At 72.4% G+C, this 25,475-nt stretch carries 26 protein-coding genes; 14 read left to right on the top strand and 12 right to left on the bottom strand.

What is annotated here, in order from left to right; translation table 11 throughout:
• Positions 1–62 precede the first annotated feature (62 nt).
• From ACFC0Z_RS00620 to ACFC0Z_RS00630, 3 genes are all read left to right on the top strand, one after another.
• Entirely contained in the window at positions 63–926 is an 864-nt protein-coding gene (locus ACFC0Z_RS00620; RefSeq protein ID WP_376431233.1) for a helix-turn-helix domain-containing protein, read from the top strand.
• A complete protein-coding gene (locus tag ACFC0Z_RS00625) occupies positions 927–1,163 on the top strand; it encodes a DUF397 domain-containing protein (RefSeq protein ID WP_351660223.1) in 237 nt (78 codons plus the stop codon).
• Positions 1,164–1,236: 73 nt separating this feature from the next.
• Positions 1,237–2,055, top strand: coding sequence for an SAM-dependent methyltransferase (locus ACFC0Z_RS00630; protein WP_376431235.1), 819 nt, complete (start codon positions 1,237–1,239; stop codon positions 2,053–2,055).
• A gap of 54 nt (positions 2,056–2,109) precedes the next feature.
• Here the strand turns inward: ACFC0Z_RS00630 and ACFC0Z_RS00635 are convergent, their stop codons facing one another.
• Positions 2,110–4,014: a M64 family metallopeptidase gene (locus tag ACFC0Z_RS00635; RefSeq protein WP_376431237.1), complete on the bottom strand. Its 1,905-nt coding sequence runs from the start codon at positions 4,012–4,014 to the stop codon at positions 2,110–2,112.
• A gap of 69 nt (positions 4,015–4,083) precedes the next feature.
• Positions 4,084–5,427 (bottom strand): 6-phospho-beta-glucosidase, encoded by a 1,344-nt coding sequence (locus ACFC0Z_RS00640; RefSeq protein ID WP_376431239.1) that lies wholly within the window; start codon positions 5,425–5,427, stop codon positions 4,084–4,086.
• 61 nt (positions 5,428–5,488) lie between these two features.
• On the opposite strand from ACFC0Z_RS00640, the gene ACFC0Z_RS00645 reads away from it, so the two are divergent.
• Positions 5,489–5,962 carry a YchJ family protein gene (locus ACFC0Z_RS00645; protein ID WP_376431241.1) on the top strand — a complete coding sequence of 158 codons (474 nt, stop codon included), beginning with the start codon at positions 5,489–5,491 and terminating at the stop codon, positions 5,960–5,962.
• Positions 5,963–5,974: 12 nt separating this feature from the next.
• Here the strand turns inward: ACFC0Z_RS00645 and ACFC0Z_RS00650 are convergent, their stop codons facing one another.
• The 4 genes from ACFC0Z_RS00650 to ACFC0Z_RS00665 all read right to left on the bottom strand — a co-directional run bounded on the left by ACFC0Z_RS00650 (position 5,975) and on the right by ACFC0Z_RS00665 (position 10,213).
• Entirely contained in the window at positions 5,975–8,038 is a 2,064-nt protein-coding gene (locus tag ACFC0Z_RS00650) for an MDR family MFS transporter (RefSeq protein ID WP_376433400.1), read from the bottom strand.
• Between the two features lie 120 nt (positions 8,039–8,158).
• On the bottom strand, positions 8,159–8,410 hold the full coding sequence (locus ACFC0Z_RS00655; protein WP_360806249.1) for a hypothetical protein: 252 nt from the start codon (positions 8,408–8,410) through the stop codon (positions 8,159–8,161).
• A 313-nt stretch (positions 8,411–8,723) separates the two neighbouring features.
• Positions 8,724–9,146, bottom strand: a complete 423-nt coding sequence (gene arr, locus ACFC0Z_RS00660) for an NAD(+)--rifampin ADP-ribosyltransferase (protein ID WP_376431243.1) — start codon at positions 9,144–9,146, stop codon at positions 8,724–8,726.
• Positions 9,146–10,213 carry an ATP-dependent DNA ligase gene (locus ACFC0Z_RS00665; protein WP_376431245.1) on the bottom strand — a complete coding sequence of 356 codons (1,068 nt, stop codon included), beginning with the start codon at positions 10,211–10,213 and terminating at the stop codon, positions 9,146–9,148. Before ACFC0Z_RS00665 ends, arr begins: the two co-directional genes overlap by 1 nt.
• A 53-nt stretch (positions 10,214–10,266) precedes the next feature.
• Between ACFC0Z_RS00665 and ligD the strand changes: the two genes are divergently transcribed.
• Both ligD and ACFC0Z_RS00675 read left to right on the top strand, forming a co-directional pair.
• Complete coding sequence (gene ligD / locus ACFC0Z_RS00670) at positions 10,267–11,286, top strand: non-homologous end-joining DNA ligase (protein ID WP_376431247.1); 1,020 nt, start codon at positions 10,267–10,269, stop codon at positions 11,284–11,286.
• A gap of 108 nt (positions 11,287–11,394) precedes the next feature.
• Positions 11,395–12,288 carry an alpha/beta hydrolase gene (locus tag ACFC0Z_RS00675; RefSeq protein ID WP_376431249.1) on the top strand — a complete coding sequence of 298 codons (894 nt, stop codon included), beginning with the start codon at positions 11,395–11,397 and terminating at the stop codon, positions 12,286–12,288.
• A 6-nt stretch (positions 12,289–12,294) separates the two neighbouring features.
• On the opposite strand, the gene ACFC0Z_RS00680 is transcribed toward ACFC0Z_RS00675, so the two are convergent.
• The 3 genes from ACFC0Z_RS00680 to ACFC0Z_RS00690 form a co-directional block, all read right to left on the bottom strand.
• Entirely contained in the window at positions 12,295–14,067 is a 1,773-nt protein-coding gene (locus ACFC0Z_RS00680; RefSeq protein WP_376431251.1) for a hypothetical protein, read from the bottom strand.
• Positions 14,068–14,284: 217 nt separating this feature from the next.
• On the bottom strand, positions 14,285–14,956 hold the full coding sequence (locus tag ACFC0Z_RS00685) for a TetR/AcrR family transcriptional regulator (protein ID WP_376431253.1): 672 nt from the start codon (positions 14,954–14,956) through the stop codon (positions 14,285–14,287).
• A 73-nt stretch (positions 14,957–15,029) separates the two neighbouring features.
• On the bottom strand, positions 15,030–15,824 hold the full coding sequence (locus tag ACFC0Z_RS00690; protein WP_376431255.1) for an IclR family transcriptional regulator: 795 nt from the start codon (positions 15,822–15,824) through the stop codon (positions 15,030–15,032).
• 552 nt (positions 15,825–16,376) lie between these two features.
• Here ACFC0Z_RS00690 and ACFC0Z_RS00695 point away from each other — a divergent pair.
• The 7 genes from ACFC0Z_RS00695 to ACFC0Z_RS00725 all read left to right on the top strand — a co-directional run bounded on the left by ACFC0Z_RS00695 (position 16,377) and on the right by ACFC0Z_RS00725 (position 22,362).
• Positions 16,377–17,402 carry an ABC transporter substrate-binding protein gene (locus ACFC0Z_RS00695; RefSeq protein WP_376431257.1) on the top strand — a complete coding sequence of 342 codons (1,026 nt, stop codon included), beginning with the start codon at positions 16,377–16,379 and terminating at the stop codon, positions 17,400–17,402.
• Between the two features lie 67 nt (positions 17,403–17,469).
• Positions 17,470–18,486, top strand: a complete 1,017-nt coding sequence (locus ACFC0Z_RS00700) for an ABC transporter substrate-binding protein (RefSeq protein WP_376431259.1) — start codon at positions 17,470–17,472, stop codon at positions 18,484–18,486.
• Positions 18,483–19,340 (top strand): ABC transporter permease, encoded by an 858-nt coding sequence (locus ACFC0Z_RS00705; protein WP_376431261.1) that lies wholly within the window; start codon positions 18,483–18,485, stop codon positions 19,338–19,340. The genes ACFC0Z_RS00700 and ACFC0Z_RS00705 overlap by 4 nt, the downstream gene beginning before the upstream one ends.
• Positions 19,337–20,095: an ABC transporter ATP-binding protein gene (locus ACFC0Z_RS00710; RefSeq protein ID WP_376431263.1), complete on the top strand. Its 759-nt coding sequence runs from the start codon at positions 19,337–19,339 to the stop codon at positions 20,093–20,095. Before ACFC0Z_RS00705 ends, ACFC0Z_RS00710 begins: the two co-directional genes overlap by 4 nt.
• Positions 20,092–20,955 carry an ABC transporter substrate-binding protein gene (locus ACFC0Z_RS00715; RefSeq protein ID WP_376431265.1) on the top strand — a complete coding sequence of 288 codons (864 nt, stop codon included), beginning with the start codon at positions 20,092–20,094 and terminating at the stop codon, positions 20,953–20,955. Before ACFC0Z_RS00710 ends, ACFC0Z_RS00715 begins: the two co-directional genes overlap by 4 nt.
• 8 nt (positions 20,956–20,963) lie before the next feature.
• Positions 20,964–22,058: an LLM class flavin-dependent oxidoreductase gene (locus ACFC0Z_RS00720; protein ID WP_376431266.1), complete on the top strand. Its 1,095-nt coding sequence runs from the start codon at positions 20,964–20,966 to the stop codon at positions 22,056–22,058.
• A 46-nt stretch (positions 22,059–22,104) separates the two neighbouring features.
• Positions 22,105–22,362 carry a WhiB family transcriptional regulator gene (locus tag ACFC0Z_RS00725; RefSeq protein ID WP_376431268.1) on the top strand — a complete coding sequence of 86 codons (258 nt, stop codon included), beginning with the start codon at positions 22,105–22,107 and terminating at the stop codon, positions 22,360–22,362.
• Between the two features lie 124 nt (positions 22,363–22,486).
• Here ACFC0Z_RS00725 and ACFC0Z_RS00730 read toward each other — a convergent pair whose 3' ends face one another.
• The 3 genes from ACFC0Z_RS00730 to ACFC0Z_RS00740 all read right to left on the bottom strand — a co-directional run bounded on the left by ACFC0Z_RS00730 (position 22,487) and on the right by ACFC0Z_RS00740 (position 24,766).
• Positions 22,487–23,461, bottom strand: a complete 975-nt coding sequence (locus ACFC0Z_RS00730) for an acyl-ACP desaturase (protein WP_376431270.1) — start codon at positions 23,459–23,461, stop codon at positions 22,487–22,489.
• Between the two features lie 205 nt (positions 23,462–23,666).
• Positions 23,667–23,900, bottom strand: coding sequence for a hypothetical protein (locus ACFC0Z_RS00735; protein WP_376431272.1), 234 nt, complete (start codon positions 23,898–23,900; stop codon positions 23,667–23,669).
• A 14-nt stretch (positions 23,901–23,914) separates the two neighbouring features.
• Entirely contained in the window at positions 23,915–24,766 is an 852-nt protein-coding gene (locus ACFC0Z_RS00740; protein WP_376431274.1) for a helix-turn-helix domain-containing protein, read from the bottom strand.
• A gap of 183 nt (positions 24,767–24,949) precedes the next feature.
• On the opposite strand from ACFC0Z_RS00740, the gene ACFC0Z_RS00745 reads away from it, so the two are divergent.
• Positions 24,950–25,423 (top strand): ATP-binding protein, encoded by a 474-nt coding sequence (locus ACFC0Z_RS00745; protein WP_376431276.1) that lies wholly within the window; start codon positions 24,950–24,952, stop codon positions 25,421–25,423.
• The last annotated feature ends 52 nt before the right edge of the window (positions 25,424–25,475 follow it).

The following is a 25,475-nucleotide window of genomic DNA, read 5'->3' on the forward strand; positions in this document are numbered from 1 at the left end:
TGTTCTCTCTGGCCCGGCTTCGTGGCACACTCGTCGCAACAGCGCGTCGGGGAGGTCTGAGAGTGAGCGAGCCGCGGTCCGCCCCCACGGTGGGACAGGTCGTCCTCGGCCGTCGTCTCCAGGACCTGCGCGAACGCGCCGGCCTGAAGCGCGAGGAGGCCGCCAAGGTCCTCCGCGTCGCCCCGGCCACCGTCCGCCGCATGGAGACCGCCGAGGTCGCGCTGAAGATCCCGTACGTACAGCTCCTGTTGAAGGAGTACGGGATCACCGACGGCGAGGCGGAGGCCTTCGTCGCCCTCGCCGAGGAGGCCAACCTCCCCGGCTGGTGGCAGCGGTTCCACGACGTGCTGCCCGGCTGGTTCTCCATGTACGTCAGCCTGGAAGGGGCCGCCAGCCTCATCCGGTCCTACGAGCCCCAGTTCGTCCCCGGTCTCTTCCAGACCGAGGACTACGCCCGCGCCATCCTGCGCAGCGGGGCGGTCGGCGGCAGCAGCGCCGACGACATCGAACGTCACGTGGCCCTGCGGATGGAGCGCCAGTCCCTGCTGACCAGGGAAGACGCCCCGAAGTTCTGGGTCATCATGGACGAGACGGTCCTCCGTCGCCCCGTCGGCGACGGACCTCAGGTGATGCGCGACCAGCTCGACCGGCTGCTCGAGGCGTCCGAGTCGCCGAACGTCACCCTGCAGCTCGCGGAGTTCGCGTCCGGCCACCATCCCGGCACCTACGGACCGTTCGTCCTCTTCCGCTTCGCCATGCCCGAACTCCCGGACATGGTCTACAGCGAGTACCTGACCGGCGCCGTCTATCTCGACGCGCGCCCCGAGGTGGCGTCCCACCTGGAGGTCATGGACCGCATGGCGGCTCAGGCCGCGACTGCACAACGCACGAAGGAGATCCTCCGGGATCTCCGCAAGGAGCTGTGAATGGATCGCATATACAACGGCATGCCCGCCGCCGAGCTCGGTGCCGAAGGCTGGCACAAGCCCTGGAGCGGCGGGAACGGGGGCAACTGCGTGGAGGCCATGAAGCTGGCCGACGGCAGGGTCGCCGTGCGACAGTCCGCAGACCCTGAAGGACCCGCGCTCATCTACACCCACGGGGAGATCGAAGCGTTCATCCAGGGGGCCAAATCAGGTCAGGCTGACTTTCTCCTCACCTGACCCTTCCGCCCCAGCCCTACCGTCGCGTAACTCTTGTTGTAGCGCCACCCGTTCGTCCCGATCAGGAGAGCCGATGACCCAGGACCCCGCAGCCCCGCGCGGCGAGCTACGCATCGACACCAGCAAGCCGCACCCGGCGCGCATGTACGACTGGTTCCTGGGCGGCAAGGACAACTACCCCGTCGACGAGGAGATGGCCCGCCAGCTCCTCACCGTCGACGCCCGCGGCCGGGACATGGCCCGGGTCAACCGCGCCTTCATGCACCGCGCCATCCGCTGGCTCAGCGCCCAGGGCGTACGCCAGTACCTCGACGTCGGCACCGGGATCCCGACCGAGCCCAACCTGCACCAGATCGCGCAGGGGGCCGCGCCGGAGTCCCGGATCGTCTACTGCGACAACGACCCCATCGTGCTCGCCCACGCGGCCGCCCTGCTGCGCTCGACCCCCGAGGGGGCCACCGAGTACATCCAGGCGGACGCCCGCGACCCCGAGAGCATTCTCGAAAGGGCCGGAAAGGTCCTTGATTTCGACCAGCCCATCGCCCTGTCGATGCTGGCCCTGCTCCACTTCCTCGGCGACGAGGACGGTGCCCACGACATCGTCGCCAAGCTCGTCGACAAGCTCGCCCCGGGCAGCTTCCTCGTCCTCTCCCAGGTCACCGGCGACTTCGACCCGGAGGGCGCGGCCAAGGCCGTCGGCATGTACAAGGCCCGTGGTCTGACCCTCCGGCCCCGTTCCCGCGACGAGCTGGCCGCCTTCTTCGACGGCCTGGAGCTCGTCGAGCCCGGCATCTCGCTCACCGCCGAGTGGCGGCCCGAGCTCGGGGAGCCGGTGGCGGTCCAGGGCGACGACCCGATCCCGGGGTGGGCCGCCGTGGCCCGCAAGATCTGATCAGAGCGGAACGGGAGGGGCCCGCCGGCGCAGAGCCGGCGGGCCCCTCCCGCTCTACGGCTTCAGGAGCGTCACCTTGAAGCTCCGCGCCGGGCCCACGTTGCCCGCCGGGTCGATCGTGCGGTACTCGACGGTGTGCGTGCCGTACTCCGGCGTGGCGTCGTCCCACGGCACCGCCCGGTTCCGGCCCAGCTTCCCGTACACGAGGTCGTCGATCACCGTCCCGCCCGGCGTGAACCGGAAGGGCGCCCCGGCGTCCGTCGGCCAGCCGTAGTAGCTGTACCAGCCGTCGCCGTCCACCCGGAACTGGTTGACCACGGCGCCCTGCCGGTCGTCCTTCGCCGTCAGCCGCAGGGTGAACGGGCCGTCGTAGACGTACTCCACGGGCTGCCCGGGGACGCTCACCGTCCGCAGCGGCGTGGAGAGTTCGTACGAGGACGGGGCCGGGCGGGCGTCGACGCTCCAGCTCAACTCCTCCCGCGTCCCCGCGATCCGCGCCGTCAGGGTGTGCGCCCGGGGAGTGAGCCGGAGCGAACCGAGGTCCAGGTCGCGGTCGTTGAGGTCGGGCTGCCGGACGGGAGCGCCGTCGAGGGTCCACCGCACGGCCGGGGTGCCTCCCGCCGGGTGGGTCGTGTCCGCGTGGACGACGCTTCGGCCGCCCACCGGGGAGGCGGTGGAGGTGGACCCGGTGAACGCCGGCGCGACCGGCTCCTCCGCGCGGGTGGTGAGCGCGGGGTTCACCTTCCACGCGACCGTACGGGTCAGGGCGGGCGAGGCGCGGATCGCCGGGTCGCGGACGAAGGGCGTCGGGTCGGTGACGGTCGCCGTCAGCGTGTGCGGCCCGGGGGAGACGTCCAGCCTTCGCAGGTCGACCGTGCGCGCGCCGCGCGTCGGCAGGGTCGTACCGTCCAGCCGCCAGGTCACGTCGAGCGGGCCGCCGAGCGGGTGCAGGGTGTCCACCCAGACCGTCCGGTCGCGGCCGATCGGGGAGGAGTTCGGCGTGTGCGCCTGGACCAGGTCGACCTTCGCGGAGATCGCCTGCGTCATCACCTCGCGCTCCACCTGGTCGAAGGCGTAGCCGAGGGTCTTCATCTGCGAGTGGCGGCTCGGGCGCCAGACGCCCGCCGTGCTGTAGAGCCCGCCCTCGTACCGGCCGATGACCCCGCCGGCCTCGCTCTCCTCGCCGAGCCACCGCCACCACTTCGCCCGCCGGTCCCGCATCTCCCGCTCCGTCAGGAGCGTGTGGTGGACCGAGTCCGGCTCCTCCCCGGCGTACGCGCCGCCCGGGACGCCGCGCGCGTAGTAGTCGTACTCGTCCTGGAGGTTGCCGAGCGAATGGCCTATCTCGTGCGGGGTGATGAGCGCGGAGAGCGCGTTGCCGCCGGAGGCCGTCGCGTAACTCCCGCCCGCGCCGCCGTAGGTGGAGCTGTGGGCGAGCGCGACGATCTGCCGGTTCGCGCGGCTCGTGCCGGGGACGAGGTCGGCGAGGGCGCCGGCCTTCGCGCTGTCGACGGTGAGCAGCCGCCGGACGCTCCCCGGGTTGCAGCCGCCCCAGAAGCCCATGTCGAGCACGGTGTCGCGTTCCGGGGAGCCGAGGTCGGGGTCGCAGTCCACGCCGGAATCGGCCGAGGGGGCCTCCACCGCCCACACGTTGACGTAACTGCGGTACGAGGCGAACGGTTCGATGCTCCACAGCGTGTTCAGGTGCCGTTCCAGGTCGGCCCGGAAGGCCGGCATCTCGGCCGCCGTGTAGCCGTCGCCCATGAAGACCAGGTTGAACCGCCGTTCCGCGGGGCCGGTCGTCTGGACCGGGACGACGACGGGGCCGCCGGAGGAGCCGTCGGGGGTCGGGGTCCCGGCGGCCGCCGGTCCCGCTCCGACGAGCCCGGCGGCCAGAAGACAGCCCGTGACGAGTCGGGCCAGCCCTCTCCGTGTTCCCTTACGGCGCTGTGAGGTCATGGGGCGCGAGCCTAGGCCGCGCCCCCCGCCCCGTAAAGATGTTCGTCGGACGTACACCTCGGGGACGGTTCAGCGGCGCAGGTACGCCAGGCCCGGGTGCTCCGCCGTGTAGTTCTCCACCAGACGGCGGGCCACCGCCACCGAGTCGACGAGCGGATGCAGCGCGAAGGCCTTGACCGCCGTCGCCCGCGAGCCGCTCTCCACCGCCGCGAGGACCTCGCGCTCCACCGCCTTCACCGAGGTCACGAGGCCCACGGCGTGACCGGGGAGCGGGGCCACCGACACCGGGTGGGCGCCGTTCGCGTCCACCAGGCAGGGCACCTCGATCACCGCGTCCGCGTCGAGCGCGGAGAGCGTCCCGCCGTTGCGGACGTTGAGGATGAGGGTGGCCCGTTCGTCACGGGCGACGGCCCGCATCAGGGCGAGCGCCACCTTCTCGTAACCGCCCGACTCCAGGTCCTCCTCGTCGCGGTCGCCGACCCCCGCCGCCTCCCGGTTGGCGGCCATGTACGTGGCCTCCCGGTCGGCGAGCGTCTCGTGCCAGGTCGCGAGCGCGGGGGTGTCGGGCTTCGCCATCCGCTCGTAGAAACCGGCCTGTTGGTCGCGCAGGTACGCCCCGCGTGTGCGCTCGGCGGTCCGGTAGGCGTGCACGGCCTCGCGGTTGAAGTAGTAGTAGTGCAGGTACTCGTTGGGGATCGCGCCGAGCGAGCGCAGCCACTCCGGTCCGAAGAGCCGGCCCTCCTCGAAGGAGCCGAGCGCCTCCTCGTCGGCGAGCAGCCGCGGCAGCTCGTCCCGGCCGCCGATCCTCAACCCCCGCAGCCAGCCGAGGTGGTTGAGGCCGACGTAGTCGATCCACGCCTCGTCGGGGTGCGCGCCGAGCAGGCGGGCGACGCGGCGGCCGAGGCCCACGGGGGAGTCGCAGATGCCGATGACCCGGTTCCCGAGGATCCGGGACATGGCCTCGGTGACGAGCCCGGCGGGGTTGGTGAAGTTGATGACCCAGGCGTCCGGGGCGAGTTCGGCGACCCGGCGCGCGATCCGCTCCGCGACCGGAACGGTCCGCAGGCCGTACGCGATCCCGCCCGCGCCGACCGTCTCCTGGCCGAGGACCCCCTCGGCGAGCGCGATCCGCTCGTCGGCCGCCCGGCCCTCCAGGCCGCCGACGCGGATCGCGGAGAACACGAAGTCGGCGCCGCGGAGTGCCTCGTCGAGATCCGTGGTCGCCGTCACCTCGGGCGCGTCCGGCACACCCGCGCCCTGCTCCAGGAGGACCCGCGCGACGGCCGAGAGGCGGCCCTCGTCGAGGTCGTACAGGGTGACGTGGGTGACCCGCCCCTCGGCGTGGTCGCCGAGCAGGGCGCCGTACACCAGCGGCACCCGGAATCCGCCGCCTCCGAGAATCGTCAGTTTCATGCCCGTACGCTACTCGGGGGACGGCTCCGGGCAGGGGCCCGACCTGGGGGACAATGACCGCATGTCGCGACGCAAGACCCGCCCCCGTACGTCCCCCGCGAGGACCGCCGCCCCGGCCGTCACCGCGGAATCGCCCTGCCCCTGCGGCCTGACCGCCGCCTACGGCGCCTGCTGCGGCCGCTTCCACAGCGGTACGGCGGGTACGGGGGGTACCGGCGCAGCGGGTACGGCTCCGACGGCCGAGCTGCTGATGCGCTCCCGCTACAGCGCCTTCGTCGTCCGCGACGAGGCCTACCTGCTGCGCACCTGGGCGCCGGAGACCCGTCCGAAGGACGTCGACTTCGATCCGGCGATGCGCTGGACCGGTCTGGAGATCCAGGGGACGACCGACGGCACCGCCTTCCACCAGCACGGCACCGTCACCTTCACCGCGAGCTACGTCCACGACGGCGAACCGGGCGCCCTGCGCGAGCGGAGCCGGTTCGCCCGCCACGAGGGCGCCTGGGTGTACGTCGACGGCGACTTCACCGAGTAGCCGAGCGGGGTCTCACCGGCCCGCGCCCACCTTCTCGCCGGCCGCCGCCCGCGGCATCCCGCTCGCGAGGTCCTCGGCGACGATCCGCTTCGCGATGGCGTCCGCCGCCACCCGCAGCTCGGGGCCGCTGGGCCGCCCGCGCTCCTGCTCGATCCGGTCGGCGAGCCAGTCGCCCCAGGCCTGGGTGATGATCCCGGCCTCGCGGCGGCCCGCCGCCGTGTGGGAGAGCATGTTGCCGTCCCGGGCGAGGAAGCCCTCGTCGATCATCCGCTCGAAGACCGGGAGCAGCACCTCCGGCGGCACCCGCCGTCCGGCCGCGATGAGCCCGAGGCTCGCGTGTCCGACCGTGCGTGTGTAGAGCTCGACCTGCATGACCGCCCAGGCCCCGGCCGTGTCGAGCCGGGTGTCGGTCTCGGCCAGGATGCCCCGGGCGGTGTCGAGGTCGACGCGGCGCATGAGGCGGCCGACGGCCAGTTCGAGGAGCTTCGCCGAGTCGCCGGAGGAGGTGGGGGAGGCGAAGCCCTCGCCCATGTCGCCGGCCCCGGCGCGGGCCGTGTCGCGGAGGGCGACCTGCTTGAGGAAGAGGGCCACGACGAAGCCGACGGCGGCGACGGGCACCGTCCAGAGGAAAACGGTCTGGAGGGTCTCCGCGTAGGCGTTGACGATGGGCTCGGCGACCCGTTCGGGCAGGGCGTGGAGGCCGGCCGGGCTCTGCGCGGCCTGCGCGATCCCCTTCGGGTCGATGCCGAGGCTGCTCGCGACGGCCGCCGCCTCGCCGACGCCCGCCGTGAGGTTGGGCTTGAGGGAGTTGGCGTAGATGGTGCCGAAGACGGCCGTGCCGAAGGCGCTGCCGAGCGTACGGAAGAAGGTGACGCCCGAGGTGGCGGTGCCGAGGTCGGCGTAGTCGACGGTGTTCTGCACGGCGATGGTCAGGACCTGCATGCACAGGCCGATGCCGATGCCGAGGACGAACATGTAGAGCGACTCCAGCCAGGTGCTGGTGTCCGGGCCCATCAGCGAGAGCAGGTAGAGCCCGATGCCCATGACGAGCGAGCCGATGATGGGGAAGATCCGGTACTTGCCGGTCTTGCTGACGACGTTGCCGCTGTAGATCGAGGCGATGAGCAGACCGATGACCATGGGCAGGGTCCGGAAGCCGGACATCGTCGCCGAGTCCCCGTCGACGTACTGGAGGTACGTCGGCAGGAAGGTCATCGCGCCGAGCATCGCGAAGCCGACGACGAAGCTCAGGACGGAACAGACGGTGAAGACCGGGTTGGAGAACAGCCGCATGGGCAGCATGGGTTCGGCCGCCCGGGTCTCCACCCAGCAGAAGAGGCCCAGGGAGATGAATCCGCCGACGAAGAGCCCGATGATGACGGGGGAGCTCCACGCGTACTCGTTGCCGCCCCAACTGGTCGCCAGGATCAGGGCGCTGGCCCCGGCCGCGACGAACGCGATGCCGAGGTAGTCGATGACCGGGCGGCTCGTGGAGCGCACGGAGGGGATCGTGCGGGCGGCGGCGAAGACGACGAGGATCGCGATGGGGACGTTCACGTAGAACGCCCAGCGCCAGCTGAGGTGGTCGGTGAACAGGCCGCCGAGCAGCGGGCCGATGACCGTCGAGACGCCGAACACGGCGCCGATCGCGCCCTGGTACTTGCCCCGCTCGCGCAGCGGGATCACGTCGGCGATGAGCGCCATCGACGTCACCATGAGGCCGCCGGCGCCGATGCCCTGGACGCCGCGCCAGACGATCAGCAGCGTCATGTTCGTCGCGAGCCCGCAGAGGAACGAGCCCGTGATGAAGACGATGGCGGAGATCTGGAAGATCAGCTTGCGGCCGAAGAGGTCGCCGAACTTGCCGACGAGGGCGGTCGAGACCGTCTCGGCGAGCAGATAGGCGGTGACCACCCACGACATGTGGGCGGCGCCGCCCAGGTCGGACACGATCGTGGGCAGGGCGGTGCCCACGATCGTCTGGTCGAGGGCGGCCAGAAGGACACCCAGCATGATCGTCCCGAAGACGATGTTGCGGCGGCGGCCGTCGAGGACGGGAGGCTCGTTGGCGGCCATGGGCGCGGGCGCTGCGTCGCTGGTCGTGGTCACGTTCGCAGCGTCACACCGCGCCCGCGCTCACGCATGCGGGGGACGGCCGAACAGGTGTACCTACCCCTGCGCCGGTGGCATCCGGGGTCAGGGCCTGACGGGCAGCTGGGGGTGGTGCTTGGCGAGGATCTTGTTGGCCCGCGCCAGGGCGGCGAGCGCGTGCTCGCGGTCCGCCCGGTCCTCCGCGCACAGCGGCCCCCGGAACCGGTACACCTCGCGCGCCGCCCAGTCCGCGTCCACCTCGGCCTGGAGGACGTGGAGCGGCAGACAGGAGCCGATGAGCGCGGCCACGCTGTCGGGGATCGGGACGGGGACGAGGGGGGAAGGCGAGGCGATCACGGGTCAGTCCTAGTCGGTGCGGAAGGGTGGGGGAAGGGCTCGGGAGCCCTCTCCCTTCCATACGTACCGGATGGCGGGGTCGGTTCCGGTACGGCTCCGGGGCCGGCGGACCCCGACGGCACGCCGCCCGGGGCGGGCGTCCGGCGCCCTGTGGGACGTTCCCGCAGGTACGAGGGGCGGGCGGACGCCCCACGGGTCCGCCCCGGCCCGAAGGTGATCTTCCTTTGAGGGGAGGGGAGTTCGCCGAATGTGTGGCATCTCACTTCCCGGTGCGGCGACTTCCGGACAGGGCGAACCTGTGCTGCGCGTCGGCTCAGTTGATGATCTCGGCGTCCTCGTTCCGGAGGAGCGTGGACAGCCGCTCACGCCATTCCTGGCGCGCTTCGGGAGTGAGCCGCGTCCAGTCGGTGACCTCGCCCACGATCCTGAGCGGTTCCCGGGTGCGGTAGGAGCGGGTGGGGTTGCCGGGGAGCTTCTTGTCGGTCACGTTGGGGTCGTCCTCGAACTCGCCCGTCGGCTCGACCAGGTAGACACGGGGCTCCCCCTGGCCGTCCCCGAGGATCCGTACGAGTTCCGCCGCCAGTCCGGCGCCGTCCCGCAATGCCGTGAAGTAGACGTGGTTCATGACGATCTCCGGCCGGTACCGGGAGGGGAAACCGGCGGTGAGCTCGTCGCCGACCCGAAGGTCGGCCGTCGTGCCGTGGAAGAACGGTCCCTTTTCCGCTGCGCTGCTCATCACAGCACGCTATCAAGCACGTCGTTCAGGTCGTAGCTCACGACCTCTTCGAGCTGCTCGTACGTGCAGCTCTCCGGCGTCCGGTCCGGGCGCCAGCGCTTGAACTGGGCCGTGTGCCGGAAACGGTCGCCCTCCATGTGGTCGTACCCCACCTCGCAGACCCGCTCGGGCCGGAGCGCCACCCACGACAGGTCCTTCTTCCCCGACCAGCGGCTCGGCGCGCCCGGCAGCCGGGCCCCCTCGTGCGCCGACTCGTCCGCCCACGCCGCCCACGGATGCCCGTCCGGCGGGTCCATCCGCAGCGGCGCGAGCTCCTCGACGAGCTCGGCCCGCCGGGCGGCGGTGAAGGCCGCGCACACGCCGACGTGCTGCAGGGCGCCCCCGTCGTCGTACAGGCCGAGAAGGAGCGATCCGACGACCGGCCCGCTCTTGTGCAGGCGGTAGCCGGCCACGACCACGTCGGCCGTCCGCTCGTGCTTGATCTTGTACATGAGCCGGGCGTCCGGCCGGTACGGCAGGTCGAGCGGCTTGGCGATCACCCCGTCGAGCCCCGCGCCCTCGTACTGCTCGAACCAGCGGGCGGCGAGCTCGGCGTCCCGGGTCGCGGGCGCGAGGTGGACCGGCGCGTCGACGCCGTCGAGCAGCTCCTCAAGGGCCGCCCGGCGTGCGCTCAGCGGCGCGTCGAGCAGTGACAGGTCCCCGAGGGCGAGCAGGTCGAAGGCGACGAACCGCGACGGCGTGGTCTCCGCGAGCATGCGGACCCGGGAGGCGGCCGGGTGGATGCGCTCGGTCAGCCGGTCGAAGTCGAGCCGGCCGTCGTGCGCGATGACGATCTCGCCGTCGAGCACGCACCGCTCCGGCAGCCGGGCGAGCAGCGCCTCCGCGAGCTCGGGGAAGTACCGGGTGAGCGGCTTGCCCGTGCGGCTGCCGATGACGATCTCGTCCCCGTCCCGGTGCACGATCGCCCGGAAGCCGTCCCACTTCGCCTCGTACTGCATGCCCGGCGGGATCTTCTTCACGGCCTTGGCGAGCATCGGCTTCACGGGCGGCATCACCGGCAGGTCCATGGGGCTGATTGTCCGGTATGCGGGAGTTGTCGGCGAACCCTAGGCTGACCGCCATGGCAGGCAAGGCAGCAGCCGTGGAACTGGAAGTCGGCGGCCGGACCGTGAAGGTCTCGAACCCCGACAAGGTCTACTTCCCCGAGCCCGGCTACACTAAGATGGACCTCGTCCGGTACTACCTGGCCGTCGGCGACGGCATCACCCGCGCCCTGCGGGACCGCCCCACCACCCTGGAGCGCTACCCCGACGGCGTGACCGGCGAGTCCTTCTTCCAGAAGCGCGCCCCGAAGTACCTGCCCGACTGGATCCCCACCGCCCACATCGCCTTCCCCAGCGGCCGTACCGCCGACGAGATGTGCCCGACCGAGCCCGCCGCCGTCATCTGGGCCGCCAACCTCGGAGCCGTCACCTTCCACCCCTGGCCCGTACGCCGGGAGGACACCGACCACCCCGACGAGCTGCGCATCGACCTCGACCCGCAGCCCGGCACCGACTACGCCGACGCCGTCCGCGCCGCCCACGAACTGCGCGCGGTCCTCGACGAGCACGGGCTGCGCGGCTGGCCCAAGACCTCCGGCGGCCGGGGGCTCCATGTCTTCGTGCCGATCGTGCCCGAGTGGACGTTCACGCAGGTCAGGCGGGCGGCCATCGCCTGCGGGCGGGAGCTGGAGCGGCGGATGCCGGAGCGCGTGACGACGAAGTGGTGGAAGGAGGAGCGCGGCGAGCGGATCTTCGTGGACTACAACCAGACGGCCCGGGACCGGACCATCGCCTCCGCCTACTCCGTACGGCCCAGGGCGCACGCGCCGGTGTCGGCGCCGTTGCGGTGGGACGAGATCGACGAGGCCGTGCCCCAGGACTTCGACATCAGGACCATGCCGGTCAGGTACGCCGAACTCGGCGACGTGCACGCGGACATGGACGACGAACGCTTCCGGCTGGACTCGCTGCTCGAACTGGCGCGGCGGGACGAGTCCGAGCACGGGCTCGGGGACCTGCCGTATCCGCCGGAGTACCCGAAGATGCCGGGCGAGCCGAAGAGGGTGCAGCCGAGCAGGGCGAAGAAGGAGGAGTAGGGGGCGGTGGGGGCGGGCCTCACCGCCTGGCTCCATCCGTCCTCATGAAACAACACGAACGGTCGTGCTAGTGTTTTTCCGTACCCAGGACGACCGAGGAGAACCGGCATGCACCCGATGGCTCCACTCATCCGAACCGGCCTGAACGCCGCCGCCCACGTCGCCCCCGGCGCCACCGGCCGCTGGGCCTTCCACCTCTTCGTCCGCCCGCTCGGCCGGGCCCGGCTCAGGCCCGCCGAGGCCGAGGTCTTCGCCGCCGCGCGGGCCGGACACCTCCGTGTGCGGGGCGCCGACGTGGTCACGTACGCCTGGGGCGACGGGCGGCGGCCCGTGCTCCTCGTCCACGGCTGGTCCTCGCGCGCCTCGCGCCTCGCCGCCTTCGTCGAGGCACTGCTCGCGCGCGGCTACAGCCCCGTCGCCTTCGACGCCCCCGGGCACGGAGAGTCGGGCGGCAAGGCGAGCAACATCATCGAATACCGGGAGATCATCCGGGAGTTGCACGCCCGGCACGCGCGCGACGGTGGGTTCGAGGCCGTCGTCGCCCACTCCTTCGGCGTCCTCGCCGCCCTCTTCGCCCTCCGTGACGGCGTCCGGACCTCCCGTTTCGTCGGCCTCGGCGGAGTCGGCTCCTTCGACATGCTGCTCGCGGGGTTCCGGACCCAACTCCCGGTGAGCGACCTGGTGGTGCGGCGGATGAGGGAGTACGTCGAGGGGGTCCTCGCCCCCGACGAGCCCGGCGTCTGGGACCGCCTCGGCGCGGACGCGGAGCCGGCCCAACTCGACGCTCCCGTCCTGCTGTTCCACGACGAGGGCGACGACATGGTGCCGCTCGCGCAGGGACGGTTCCTCGCGAAGGTGTACGGCGACCGGGCGCGGCTCGTCGTCACGCGGGGTCTCGGTCATCGCCGTGCCCTCGCGGACCCCGACATCGTGCGCGAGGCGGTGGAGTTCGCGACCGCCGGCTCCGTGAGGGAGCCGGAGCCGACGGTCGTCACGTCCTAGCGGACGTCACCCCACCGGTGTGGTGATGGCGGCGGAGTTGTTGCCCGGCTGGGGGTCGGGCGTCTCGCTCGTCGCCGAGACGAAGTGGGTGACGGGCTCGGTCGTCCGCACCTTCACCGCGATCGTCACGGTGGCGGCTCCACCTCTCGGAAGGCTCCCGAACCGGCAGGTCACGGTGTCCGTGGTGCCGGTCGGCGGGGTGTCGCAGCTGCCGACGGTCGGGGAGGCGGAGGTGTAGCGGACGGTGGTGGGCAGGTGGTCGGTGAGGACCACGTTCTCGGCCGCCGTCGGGCCGTAGTTGTGGACCCGTACGGTGTAGGTGAGGGTGCCGCCGTTCGCCACCGGCTCCGGGCTCGCCGCGATGGACGTCGACAGGTCGGCCTGGAGGCTGTGCACGGCGATGGTGTGGCTGTCGCCCGCCCCGATCGACGTGACGCCTTCGAGGTAGCGGGCGCAGGGGGCGGTCTGACCGAGGGCGCAGACCCGGACGGGTGTGAGGCGGTCCGTCGTGGTGCCGTCGCCGAGTTCACCGTCCTGGTTGAAGCCCCAGGCGCGGACGGATCCGTCGGAGCGCAGGGCGACGCTGTGGCCTCCGCTGATGCCCGCCGCGACGGCGGTCACTCCGGTCAGGACGCCTGAGCATCCGCCCACCGCGCACACTTGTACCGGGACCGTGCGCGGGATGACGGTGCCGTCGCCGAGCCTCCCGTAGGCGTTGATGCCCCAGGCGAGGACCGTGCCGTCGGTGCGAAGAGCCAGGGTGTGGGAATCTCCGGCGGCCACGGACTTGACGCCCGTCACCCACGCACCGCACGGCGCGGTCTGACCGACGGCGCACACCTGTGTCGGTAGCTCGCTCTGCCCGGTGGTTCCGTTGCCCACCCCGTAACCGGCGCCCCAGCCGTACGCGGAGCCGTTGGACACCGCCGCAACGCTGTGGACCCCCCCGGCCGCCACCGAGACGGCGTTGAACAGGTTGCTCACGTTCACCGGCGTGCTGCGGGGTGTGGTCGTCCCGTCGCCGAGCTGCCCGTTGCCGTTGTAGCCCCAGGAGACGACGGACCCGTCGGAGCGCAGCGCCAGCGTGTGCTGGTAGCCCGCACTGAGAGCGGTGACGTTGGTCAGATGGCTGGTGCAGGGGGCGACGCTGAACGGGGCGCACACCCGGACCGGTGACAGTTCCTGAAGGTTGACGCCGCCGTCGCCGAGACGGCCGAGGCTGTTGGAGCCCCAGGCGACGACCGTCCCGTCGTTCAGCAGCGCGAGACTGTGGAGGTCGCCGACCGCGACGGAGACGACTCCCTTGAGGACGGCGGCGCAGGGCGCGGGCTCGCCGACGGCACAGACCCGGACGGGCGTGGTGCGGTTCGTGAGGGTGCCGTCGCCGATCTGGCCGCTGGAGTTGTTGCCCCAGCCGAGGACCGTCCCGTCCTCCAGGAGGGCGATGCTGTGGCTGTCGCCGGCCGCGACCTGTACGACCTTCGCGAGGGGTGCGGTGCATGTGGCGTTGCCGCAGACCCGTCCGGGGACCGAGGCGGATCCGGCGGTGTTGCCGTCGCCGAGCTGGCCGAGGCTGTTCCTGCCCCAGGTCAGCGCGGTGCCCGCCACGCCCGGACGGATGTCGGCCCCGCCCGCGCTGTCGGCGTGCGCGGGGGAGGGGCCCGACAGGGCCAGGGCGGGCAGGGCGAGGGCGGCGGCGAGGGCCGTGACCAGGGTGGTGAGTCGTCTTCGCGCGAAGGGTCCCCGGCGGGAGCCGGGCGGGGTGTCCGGGTCGGACATGAGCGCTCCTCTCACGGGCGGACCGGACCGGCGGCGGGAGTGCCGACGGCTCCGGCCGACGCGCTCACCATGGGGGCGCACTCGGTCCCGTACGCGTGAGCGACACCGTGCGATCACTCGAACAGCGAGTGCGGCCGAACCGGGTGGACCGCCCGGGGTGCGGAGGACGCCGGGGCGTGAGAGGAAGAAGCCTTGGGAGTGGGGGGAGTGCTCGGGGTCAGGCCGCCTCGGACAGGGCCGCCCGGCCCTGTTCCGTCGCCGCCCCGCGCAGCCGCGCCTCGATCCCGCGCTCCGCGCGGCCGTACGCCGAGGTCTCGCGGAGCAGCACCGACCGCCCGTTCGCCGCCTCCATGAGGGAGATCACCTCGAAGGCCAGCTGCCCGGCGTCGAGGTCCTCGGTGAAGTCGCCCGCGGCCCGTGCCTCGGCCAGGGACTCCTCCATGTATACGCTCCACTCCACGTGGGCCCGCGCGACGGCGTCGTGGACCGGACCGGTCCGCGCGTCGAACTCGGCGGAGACCGCGTAGAAGAAGCAGCCGCCCGAGAAGACCCGCTCCGAGGAGTACGCGAGCCAGTTGCGGCACAGCTCGCGCACCCGGCGCGCACCCGGCGGAACGTCCTTCAGGGGGGCGACGACACGGTCGGCGAAGACGGCGGCGGCGGCCCGGATCGTGGCGAGCTGGAGCTCCTCCTTGGAGCCGAAGAGGGCGAAGACCCCGCTCTTGCTCAGCTCCAGTTCGGTGGCGATCCGGCCCAGGGACAGGCCTTCGAGCCCTTCGACCGAGGCGATGTCCATGGTCCGGCCGAGGACGAGACGGCGGGTCTGGTTGCCCCGCTCGACGCGTCCGTCGGTCTTGGTCCCGCTGCCGCTTCCCGTGCTGCCGCTCATCTCCCCATCGTACTGAACGCACGACCGTGCGGACATCCGCGCGCGCTCCGGCGCGCGGACCGCCCCCGCCCGGCTACTCGGCCGTCCTGCCGTGGTCGGGCCGCTCCGTCGGCGCGAGGAGCAGCACCTCCAGGGCCCGGGCACACGCCCGCGCCTGGGCGAGGTACCAGTCGAGGCGTGCGTCGGTGATCAGCTCCGGGGTCGCGCGGACCGCCAGCGCGAACCGCGCGTGCCCGGTCCGCTCCAGGACCGGTACGGCCACGGTCCGCACCCCGTGGGCCGACTCGCCGTCGTTGAGGGCGTACCCCGCCTCCCGTACGCGCGCCAACTCGGCTGCCAGGGCCGGAGGTTCGATGATGGTCCGCTCGGTGAACGCGTACAGCGGCGGCAGGGAGCGCGGACCGCCCTCGCCCGCCCGGGGCCAGGCGAGCAGCACCTTCCCGAGCGCCGTCGAGTGCAGCGGCCTGCGCAGGCCCACCTTCGGGGTCACCGAGCCGCCCGCCACGATCACCACGTGCGGACCGCTGCGCAACGCCAAGTCGACCGTCGCGCCCGTCCGTTCGGACAGGTCCGCGAGCTCGGGCGCGGCCAGGTGCAGTCCCCGCTGGTGGTACGAGAGCCGGCCGAGCTCCGTCACGGCCGGACCGAGCCGGTAGCGCGCGGTCCTGGCGTCCTGTTCCAGGAAGCCCGCGCCGAGCAGGGTCCGGGCCAGCCGGTGCGCCGTGGAGGTGGAGAGCGCGAGCCTGCGCGCCAGCTCGGAGGCGCTCAGGTCGGGCCCGTTGTCGTGGAAACAGTGCAGGACGTCCAGTGCGCGGCGCACCGCCTGGGCGCCCGCCGGCGGTCGCAGGGTCTCGGCCTCGGTCGTCATAGGGTTCGCTCCCCGTGGGTGATCGGATTCCCACGCTCCCACATGACGGGAGTCGATCCGGGCCATCCGGCGAGGTCGGAAACACTCTGTTCACACGCAATCCCACATCGTGGGAGCCGAGTTGTGAGGCCCGATCCATCCATGGCAAGGTTCCGGCCAACACACCGATGCGGCACCGAGCCGGAAGGGAGCAGGCCCGTGACGAACCGACGACGTGCCGCGCGCCCCGCTCCGGCCCTCTCCGGTCCGCCGCTCGCGCTGACCCGGCGCCGCCACATAGACCTGGCGCGTGTCGCCGGGGTCTGTTGTCGCTGACGCCTTCCGCAGGCCGCCGCTGTCCGTGGGGCCGTGCCCCCGTCCGCGTACCGGCCTGATCTCCGCCCCGGCCTGATCCCCTCCGTACGGACACGGCACCGGGTCCACCCCTGCTCCGGCGCGCCCGCGCCGCGCCCTCCGCGTCCCCCGGCGTCCCGTCGGTCCCCGTGCCCTCCGGCTCCGCGTGACCGAAGTGCGACGCCCTCCGCTCCCCTCGCCACTCACCCGGGAAGTCCCATGACGAACACCGCCGTTCCCGACACGCTCTGGTTCACCCGCTGCCCCGTCCCGACCGCCACCGGCGTCGCCGCCGACCGCGGCTGGCTGGCCGGGGAGTTCGCCGCCGACGGCATCGCCGTCCGCTCCCTCCAGGACGCCGACCCCGGCGCCGACCGCGCCGCCCACTACACCCACGCGCTCCCCGGGCTCTTCCGGGAGGGCGGCAACGTCCCCGCTCTCTGGGCCCGTTCGCTCGGCGAGCGCACCCGGCTCGTCGGCCTCACCTGGATCGAGGAGCGCCAGGCGATCCTCGTCGCCCCCGGCTCCCCGGTGCGCGGAGCCGCCGCCCTGCGCGGCCTCCGCCTCGCGCTGCCCCGGCACCCCGTGCCCATCGACTTCTGGCGGGCCATGGCCCTGCGCGGCTTCGAGGGCGTCCTCGCCTCCGCCGGGTACGGACTCGACGACGCCGCGCTCGTCGACGTACCCGCCGACGGGCAGGGCGGCCAGTGGGCCTCCGGGCTCGCCGCCCTGCGCCGGGGCGAGGTCGACGCCGTGTACGTGAAGGGCGCCCTCGCCGTCGAGGCGGCCCGCCGCGCCGGGGCCGAGATCGCCGTCGAGCTCGACGACCTCCCCGACCCCGCGCACCGGGTCAACAACGGCACCCCGCGCCCGCTCACCGTGCACCAGGACCTCCTGGACGCCCGGCCCGACCTCGTGGACCGCTTCCTCTCCGTCCTGCTCAGGGCAGCCGACTGGGCCGCCGACGAGCCCGCCGAGGTCGCGAGGATCCTCGGCGCGGAGACCGGCGCGGGCGCCGAGGGGGTCGCGGGCGCCTACCGGGCCGGCACCCACCGCACCCTCCACCCCGACCTCTCCGACGAACGGCTCGGCCTGCTCGCCCGGCAGGAGGAGGCGCTGCGCGCCCACGGCTTCCTGCCGGAGACCGTGGACGTACGGAGCTGGGCCGACCCGGAGCCGCTGCGCCGCGCCCGCCTCCTCGCCGCGGCGCCCCCTGTCACCGCACCCGCGCCCCCGGCGGCGTAGGGGCCCGCACCCCGCCGGCGGGGCCCACCCGGACCTCCCCTCGCTCTCCCTCCCCGAAGGACGACCCATGCGCTCACTCGTCAAGACCACCACCGCCCTGGCGGCCCTCGCCGCGCTCTCCACCCTCACCGCCTGCGGCGGCACCGACAGTGCCGGTGGCGCGAAGGGCGCGGGGAGCGGCGCGGCGGACACGGTCACCGTCCGCATCCCCGACCCCGGCAACTCCGGCGTCCTCGCCCGGGGCAAGAAGGACGGCAGCCTCGACAAGGCCCTCGCCGCCGTCGGTGCCAAGGTCGCGTGGACCGGCAGCGCCGGGCCGTTCGCCCCCGCCGCCCAGGCCATGAACGCCGACCAGCTCGACATCGCGACCGGCTCGATCACCTCCGGCATCACCTCGCTGGCGCAGAGCCCCGGCTTCGCCTTCTTCACGGCCACCGACCCCGACCCCGTCGGCGAGGGCATCCTCGTCCGCGAGGGCTCGGACATCGACTCCGTCACCGACCTCGTCGGCCGCAAGGTCGCCGTCAACAAGGGCGGCACCGGCGAGTACCTCCTCCTGAAGGCCCTCGCCAAGGCGGGCGTCCCCGCCGACAAGGTCGAGCGCGTCTACCTGCGCCCCGACCAGACCGCCGCCGTCTTCAACGCCGGCCAGGTCGACGCCTGGGCGGTCTGGTCGACATACGCGGTCGCCGAGATCGGCTCCGGCAAGGCCCACTTCCTCGCCGACGGAGCCGCCATCGGCTCCGACAACTACAGCCTGAACGCGGTCCGTTCGGGCTTCGCGAAGGACCACCCCGAGATCGTCAAGGCGCTCTACGCCTACCTCCACGACAACAGCGCCAAGGAGCGCAAGGACCCGGCCGCCTACCTCAACGTCTTCACCGACGCGGGACCCACCGCCGTCAACGGCAAGGCCAAGGAGGTCCAGATCGGCTTCACCGCCAAGGGCGGCACCGTCGACCCCATCGGTCCCGAGGACGTGAAGCGCTTCGAGACCGTCGCCCGGTTCTACGCCGACCAGAAGGTCACGCCGGCCAAGGTCGACATCGCGGCCCACCTCCTCGACATCGAGAAGCTGTCGTGACGACCGCCACGGAACCCGCCGCGCGCGAGGGTGTCGAGGGGCTCGTCACCCCTCGCCCGCCGGCCCACCGCCCCCGGCCCCGCGCCTACGCCGTCACCGTCCGTGCCCTCGGCCCGTTCGCCCTCCTCGCCCTCTGGTGGGCCTCGTCCGCCACGGGTCTCCTCACCCCCGACGTCCTCGCCTCCCCGTCCCAAGTCCTCGACGCCGTCGGTGAGTTGTGGGGCAATGGTCAGCTCCCCGACGCGCTCGCCACCTCCCTCACCCGATCCGGCATCGGCCTCGTCATCGGCCTGGTCACCGGACTCGCGCTCGGCATCGTCACCGGCTTCACCCGGCTCGGCGACGAACTGCTCGACTCCTCCCTCCAGACCCTCCGCACGATCCCCTTCCTCTCCCTCGTCCCCCTCTTCATGGTCTGGTTCGGCATCAACGAGACCGCGAAGATCCTGCTCATCGCGGTCGCCACCACCTTCCCGATGTACGTCTCCGCCTCCGGCGGCGTCCGCAACACCGACCGCAAACTCGTCGAGGCCATGCGCAGCTTCGGCCTCGGCCGCCTGGAGATCATCCGGCTCGTCGTCCTGCCCGGCGCGCTGCCCTCGCTCCTCGCCGGACTGCGGCTCTCCATGACGCTCAGCGTCATCGCGCTCATCGCCGCCGAGGAGATCAACGCCACCGAGGGCATCGGCTACCTGATGTCCCAGGCCCAGAGCTACGCCCGCACCGACATCCTCGCCGTCTGCATCCTCGTGTACGGGCTCCTCGGCCTCGCCGCCGACGTGTTCGTCCGGGGCCTGGAGCGGATCCTCATGCCCTGGCGCACCGCCGGACCCGGAGGAGGCGCGGCACGATGACCGACCACACGACCGCCGTACGCGTACGAGGCCTGCGCCGGGTCTTCGGCACCCGACCCGTCCTCGACGGGCTCGATCTCACCCTGGAACGCGGCGAGTTCCTCGCCCTCCTCGGAGCGAGCGGCAGCGGCAAGACCACCCTGCTCCGCATCCTCGGGGCCCTCGACGCCGCCGACGGGGGAGAGGCCCTCGTCCCCGCCGCCCGCACCATCGTCTTCCAGGAGCCCCGGCTCATCCCCTCGCGGCGGGTCCTCGCCAACGTGACCGTGGGCCTCCCGCGCGGAGCGCGTACCAAGGAGACCGGCCTGCGGGCCCTCGCCGAGGTCGGCCTCGACCGGCACGCCGACGCCTGGCCCGCCACCCTCTCCGGCGGCGAGGCCCAGCGCGTCGCCCTCGCCAGGGCTCTCGTCCGTGAACCCGAACTCCTGCTCCTCGACGAGCCGTTCGCGGCGCTCGACGCGCTGACCCGGCTCCGCATGCAGGACCTCGTCGGCGAGCTGCGCCGTGTCCACCGGCCCGCCGTCCTCCTCGTCACCCACGACGTCGACGAGGCCGTCCGGCTCGCCGACCGGGTCGCCGTCCTCCGGGACGGCCGGCTCGTCACCGACCTGCCCGTCGCCGTCGACCGGCCGCGCGACCCCGGCGACCCGGCGTTCGTCGCGCTGCGCCGCCGCCTCCTCGCCGACCTGGGCGTCGGCGAGGACCACCACCCGTCCGCCACCGTCACCCCCTCCCTCGAAGGAGCCTCCGCATGACCGTCACCATAGGCGTCCACCGCAGCAACCCCTCCCTCTACCACCTCTCCCGGCTCGGCTACGCGGAGGAGGAGGTGGCCGCGCTCGGCGAGACGGTGACCTGGCACCCGTACACCGACGGCGTCCGCACCGGCGCCTTCCTCGCCGACGGCACCCTCGACTTCGGCGGCACCGGTTCCACCCCGCCCGTCACCGCGCAGGCGGCGGGACACGACATCGTCTACACCGCCGTCTCCGCGCCCCGCCCCGACCACGGCGCCCTCCTCGTCCCCGAGGACAGCCCGGTCCGTACCGTCGCCGACCTCAAGGGCGGCACCGTCCACCTCGCCGTCGGCTCCTGGCAGACCCACCTCGTCGCCAAGGCCCTGGACGACGCGGGCCTCTCGTACGCCACCGACATCACGCCCGTACGGGGCGACGCGGGCAGCGAGGAGAAGCTGCGCGCCGGGGAGATCACCGCCTGGGTCGCCCAGGGCGCCGAGCTCGCCGCCGCCCGCCGCACCGGGGGCCTGCGCACCCTGATCCGTACCGGCGACGTCATCAGCGACCGGTCCGTCTTCTTCGCCCGCCGCGACCTGGCCGAGGAGCGTCCCGAACTCGTCGAGGCGCTGGTCCGCGCCCTCCGGCGGGCCGACGACTGGGCCGCCGCGCACCCCCGCGAGGCCGCCGAGATCGCCGCCGCCGACCAGGGCGGCACGGTCGAGGACTGGGAGACGGCGCTGCGCGCCCTGCCGTGGGCGATCGAGCCGGTCGGCGAGGAGTTCCTCGCCGAGCAGCAGGAGGCGGCGGACATCTTCCACCGCGTCGGATTCGTCGACCGGGCGATCACCGTCGCCGACGCCCTGCCCCGGAAGGCGTGACCCCCACCATGAGCACCACCGCGACGACCCCCGCGCCCGAAGTCCTCTGGTACATCATCCCGCGCGAAGGCGCCTACCCCTGGGAGCCCGCCGGCCGCCGGCCCGTCGACCTCGGCTACCTCACCCAGCTCGCCGGCACCGTCGAGCGCCTCGGCTACACGGGCGCGCTGCTCGCCACCGACCTCTACGACGTCTGGCCGCTCGGCTCCGCCCTCGCCGCCTCCACCAGCACCCGTTTCAAGCCGCTGCTCGCCGTCCACCCCGGCCTGATCTCCCCGACCCTGCTCGCCAAGATGGCGCTCAGCTTCGACAACCTCTTCGGCGGCAGGCTGCGGTTCAACGTCGTCAACGGCTCGACGAACGCCCTGCGGGAGTACGGGCTCCACGTGGACCACGACGAGCGGTACGAGCTCAGCGCCGAGTACTGGTCGATCGTCAAGCGGCTCACGGCCGGCGAGGTCTTCGACCACAAGGGCCGCTTCTACGACCTCAAGGACGCCGGAGCCTCCTTCCGCGACCTGCGGCCCGTCCAGGAACCGCACGTCCCGCTCTGGTTCGGCGGCTCCTCCGCGCCGGGCATCGAGATGGCCGCCGAGCACGTCGACGTCTATCTGACCTGGGGCGAGCCGCCGCACCTGCTGAAGGAGAAGCTCGACCACGTACGGGCCAGGGCGGCGGCCCACGGCCGTACCCTCCGGATCGGTCTGCGGCTCCACCTCATCGTCCGCGACACCGAGGACCAGGCGTGGGCGGCGGCCGACCGGCTGCTCGACGTGACCAGCCAGGAGACGTACGCCCGGCAGCTCGGCGGACGGGCGGACGAGGACGGTGTCGGCTGGCAGCGGCAGTTCCGCCAGCACGGCGGCCGGGTCCCGGCGCGCGCCCGCGAGCTGGAGACCCACCCGAACCTCTGGCCCGGCATGAGCCTCTTCCGGCCGGGCCCCGGCACGGCGGTCGTCGGCTCCACCGCGCAGGTCGTGGAGCGGCTCCAGGAGTACCAGGAGCTGGGAGTGGACACGTTCATCCTGTCCGGGAACCCGCTCCTGGAGGAGGCGTACCGGGTCGCCGAAACGGTCCTGCCGGCCCTCGGCGTCCGTCGTTGAGGAAACGTTGAGGGGGTGTTTAGGCGGCCGGAGCACCGTAGGGGGCATGCAGACGGATACCGACACGCTGACCGCCCCCGAACTCTCCTGGCGCGAGAACGCCCTGTGCGCCCAGGCGGGCCCGGAGTTCTTCTTCCCGGCCCCCGGCTCGTCGACGCGCGAGGCGAAGCAGCTGTGCGGGGCGTGCGAGGGGCGCCAGGCCTGCCTGGACTACGCGCTCCGCAACGACGAGCGCTTCGGGGTCTGGGGCGGGCTCTCCGAGAAGGAGCGCGTGCGCCTCAGGCGGCAGCAGACACGCGGCTGAGCCGCACCGGCGGGGGGTGCGGCTCAGGGACTCAGAGGCTCAGGTACTCAGAGGCTCAGGTACTGAGGTACTCAGGGGCTCAGGGGCTCAGGGGCTCAGCGGGAAACCTCGTACAGTGAGGTGATCAGCCGGCGGCGCGGGCCGCCATGCGGGCCTTGCGGGCCGCGAGCTTCTCGTCGAACTTGCTCGCCTCGCTGTCCAGACCGTTCATGTACAGCCCCAGCTCCTCCTGGGCGCGCAGGCCGTCCGGGCCGAGGCCCTCGATCTGGAGGACCTTGAGGAAGCGCAGGACGGGCTGGAGCACGTCGTCGTGGTGGATCCGCATGTTGTAGATCTCGCCGATGGCCATCTGCGCGGCCGCCCGCTCGAAGCCGGGCATGCCGTGTCCGGGCATCCGGAAGTTCACGACCACGTCCCGCACGGCCTGCATGGTCAGGTCGGGGGCGAGCTCGAAGGACGCGCCCAGCAGGTTGCGGTAGAAGACCATGTGCAGGTTCTCGTCGGTCGCGATGCGCGAGAGCATCCGGTCGCAGACCGGGTCGCCGGACTGGTGTCCGGTGTTGCGGTGCGAGATGCGGGTGGCGAGCTCCTGGAAGGCGACGTACGCCACGGAGTGCAGCATCGAGTGCCGGTTGTCGGACTCGAAGCCCTCGCTCATGTGCGACATCCGGAACTGCTCCAGCTTGTCCGGGTCGACGGCGCGGGAGGCGAGGAGGTAGTCGCGCATGACGATGCCGTGGCGGCCCTCCTCGGCGGTCCAGCGGTGCACCCAGGTGCCCCAGGCGCCGTCGCGGCCGAAGAGGCTGGCGATCTCGTGGTGGTAGCTCGGGAGGTTGTCCTCGGTGAGCAGGTTGACCACGAGCGCGATCTTGCCGATGTCGGTGACCTTGGACTGGGACGGGTCCCAGGCCTCGCCGTCCTCGAAGAAGCCCGGGAAGTTCCGGCCGTCGGACCACGGCACGTACTCGTGCGGCATCCAGTCCTTCGTGACCTTGAGGTGCCGGTTGAGCTCCTTCTCCACGACCTCTTCGAGCGCGTAGAGCAGGCGCGCGTCGGTCCACTCCGCCGAGCTGCCGAGGTGGGGAGAGGTGAGCGTCACGGGGACTCCTGGGGACGGAGAAGGGCGTACGGAATTACCTACGGCTTCGTAGGTTACGAAACCGTAGGTTAAGGCTCCGTAAGGCGTCGGCCAAGCCCGTCCCGGCGATGTCCGGTTACGTTGCGTTATGTGCGCTGCTCCGGCGGGGGGCCGGAGACGCAGGTCACGTCCTCGCCGGGACGCGACCGGGGGGTGCTTCGGCTACTCAGAGCAGGTGGTCGGCGGCGCCGTCCTTCACCGCGCAGATCAGGGCGCGGAGCGCCTCCACCGAATCGGTCACGTATGCGCCGGGGGAGAGGGTCGAGCCGATGTAGGCGCGGCCGGAGGCGTCGAGCCCGAAGCGGAAGCAGTTCGCGCCCTCGCTGCAGAAGGCCTCGCTCCAGTCGATCTCGGCGGGGGTGTGCTCGACAGGGGCGTGGGGGGTGGTCGGGACGTTCATGTGGGGGCTGTCCTTCACAGATCCTGGGCGATGGTGCGGATGAACGCGCGCGATTCGGTCGTGGACAGAGCGAGCCCGCGCAGTCGGTCGAGCAGGCCGCGGTAGCGGCGGAGCTGCATGTCGGCGTCGAGGAGTATCGAGCCGTGGGAGGAGTCCAGCTGCACGGTGTCCAGCTGCGGCACCGGCGCGGCCACATAGGTGAACGACTGGCCAGCCCCGGGGAAACCCCCCGCGGCGAAGGGGATGACGCGGACGGTGACGGTGTCCCGCTCGGCGTACGCGAGGATGTGCTCCAGCTGGGTCCGCGCGACCTTCGGTCCGCCGAACTGCATGCGCAGCGCCGCCTCGTGGATCACGGCCTCGTAGAGCACGGGCCGGTCCCGGTCCAGGACTTCCTGGCGGCGCAGCCGCAGGGCGAGCCGGGCCTCCAGGTCGGGGGAGGGCAGCAGGGGGACGGCGGTGTCGAAGACGGCCCGCGCGTGCTCCTCGGTCTGCAGCAGCCCCGGGATGTGGGTGGTGACCGCGGTGTGCAACTCCGAGGCGTGGAACTCCAGTTCGGCGATGTCGATCAGCGCGGGCGGGAGCAGTCCCTTGTGCTCCTCCCACCAGCCGCGGTCGCGCTCCTGCGCCATGCCGGCGAGCAGGTCGACGAGGGTCGTGTCGGGGCAGCCGTAGTTGAAGGCGAGGGTGCGGACCCGCTCGGCGCTGATCCCGAAACGGCCGGACTCGACGTTGGGGATACGGGTCCGGTCCACGCCCAGGAGGGCGGCTGCCTGCTGGGCCGACATGCCCGATTGCTCTCGCAGTTTGCGCAGTTCGCTCCCGAGGCGCTGCTGTCGCGCGGTCGGGCTGCTCCTGGGTGGCACGCTCGGACTCCCCTGTTCGTTCCGTTTCGCCGGAGATCCGGCCGGATCGCGGCTTCGGGCCGGAATGGCACGAGTACACGCAAGTAGTAGCACTGTGCTCCGCTCTTGCGCTACGGTCGGTAGCGCAAGTCTCACACGGGGCGACTGTGACCGTGTGCGCGTACCCCCCAATGCGCAAGAAATGTGAGCAACTCGATGAAGGGCGCCACGCGCTGCCTCCCGGACGCCGCAACGGCCGGGCCCATACCTCCCGCGACGGGGAACCTCAGCTACTCGATGCGCCTGCCCGGCGGGGCGTACTGCGCGGGTCTCGCCCGCGAGGCGGTCCGCACGCTCCTCACGCGGCACGGCCTCTCCGACCTGAGCGAGACCGCCGCCCTCGCCGCCTCCGAACTCGTCGCCGCCGCCTACCGGTTCACCCCCGACCGGGAGATGCTCCTGCGAGTCCGCTGGCAGTACGACGCGCTGCGGATCGTGCTCTACGACCAGCACCCGGCGCACTCCTCGCCCCTCGCGGCGGAGGAGTGCCGCGACCGCCGCAGCCGCAGCATGTGGCTGCTGGCCGCGGTGGTCGACGCGGACGGCGGGGACTGGGGGCTGGCCCCGGTGCTCACTCCGGGCGGCGGCACCAAGTCCTGGGCTTTACTTCACCGTTAGTGATCCCCGCGGTGATCCCCGCGAGCGATCCCTTCCTGTGACACGCCCTGCC

The sequence above is a fragment of the Streptomyces sp. NPDC056144 genome (genome assembly GCF_042264145.1).
Classification (GTDB): Bacteria; Actinomycetota; Actinomycetes; order Streptomycetales; family Streptomycetaceae; genus Streptomyces.

Bases quoted from the DNA above. Each gene is read 5' to 3' on its own strand.
- ACFC0Z_RS00710 (WP_376431263.1), top strand. From the start codon at position 19,337: ATGACCGACCACACGACCGCCGTACGCGTACGAGGCCTGCGCCGGGTC.
- ACFC0Z_RS00635 (WP_376431237.1), bottom strand. From the start codon at position 4,014: ATGACCTCACAGCGCCGTAAGGGAACACGGAGAGGGCTGGCCCGACTC.
- ACFC0Z_RS00665 (WP_376431245.1), bottom strand. From the start codon at position 10,213: ATGGACCTGCCGGTGATGCCGCCCGTGAAGCCGATGCTCGCCAAGGCC.
- ACFC0Z_RS00735 (WP_376431272.1), bottom strand. From the start codon at position 23,900: ATGAACGTCCCGACCACCCCCCACGCCCCTGTCGAGCACACCCCCGCC.
- ACFC0Z_RS00690 (WP_376431255.1), bottom strand. From the start codon at position 15,824: ATGACGACCGAGGCCGAGACCCTGCGACCGCCGGCGGGCGCCCAGGCG.
- ACFC0Z_RS00640 (WP_376431239.1), bottom strand. From the start codon at position 5,427: ATGAAACTGACGATTCTCGGAGGCGGCGGATTCCGGGTGCCGCTGGTG.
- ACFC0Z_RS00625 (WP_351660223.1), top strand. From the start codon at position 927: ATGGATCGCATATACAACGGCATGCCCGCCGCCGAGCTCGGTGCCGAA.
- ACFC0Z_RS00685 (WP_376431253.1), bottom strand. From the start codon at position 14,956: ATGAGCGGCAGCACGGGAAGCGGCAGCGGGACCAAGACCGACGGACGC.
- ACFC0Z_RS00630 (WP_376431235.1), top strand. From the start codon at position 1,237: ATGACCCAGGACCCCGCAGCCCCGCGCGGCGAGCTACGCATCGACACC.
- ACFC0Z_RS00675 (WP_376431249.1), top strand. From the start codon at position 11,395: ATGCACCCGATGGCTCCACTCATCCGAACCGGCCTGAACGCCGCCGCC.
- ACFC0Z_RS00700 (WP_376431259.1), top strand. From the start codon at position 17,470: ATGCGCTCACTCGTCAAGACCACCACCGCCCTGGCGGCCCTCGCCGCG.
- ACFC0Z_RS00645 (WP_376431241.1), top strand. From the start codon at position 5,489: ATGTCGCGACGCAAGACCCGCCCCCGTACGTCCCCCGCGAGGACCGCC.
- ACFC0Z_RS00715 (WP_376431265.1), top strand. From the start codon at position 20,092: ATGACCGTCACCATAGGCGTCCACCGCAGCAACCCCTCCCTCTACCAC.
- ACFC0Z_RS00650 (WP_376433400.1), bottom strand. From the start codon at position 8,038: ATGGCCGCCAACGAGCCTCCCGTCCTCGACGGCCGCCGCCGCAACATC.
- ligD (WP_376431247.1), top strand. From the start codon at position 10,267: ATGGCAGGCAAGGCAGCAGCCGTGGAACTGGAAGTCGGCGGCCGGACC.
- ACFC0Z_RS00680 (WP_376431251.1), bottom strand. From the start codon at position 14,067: ATGTCCGACCCGGACACCCCGCCCGGCTCCCGCCGGGGACCCTTCGCG.
- ACFC0Z_RS00695 (WP_376431257.1), top strand. From the start codon at position 16,377: ATGACGAACACCGCCGTTCCCGACACGCTCTGGTTCACCCGCTGCCCC.
- arr (WP_376431243.1), bottom strand. From the start codon at position 9,146: ATGAGCAGCGCAGCGGAAAAGGGACCGTTCTTCCACGGCACGACGGCC.
- ACFC0Z_RS00725 (WP_376431268.1), top strand. From the start codon at position 22,105: ATGCAGACGGATACCGACACGCTGACCGCCCCCGAACTCTCCTGGCGC.
- ACFC0Z_RS00720 (WP_376431266.1), top strand. From the start codon at position 20,964: ATGAGCACCACCGCGACGACCCCCGCGCCCGAAGTCCTCTGGTACATC.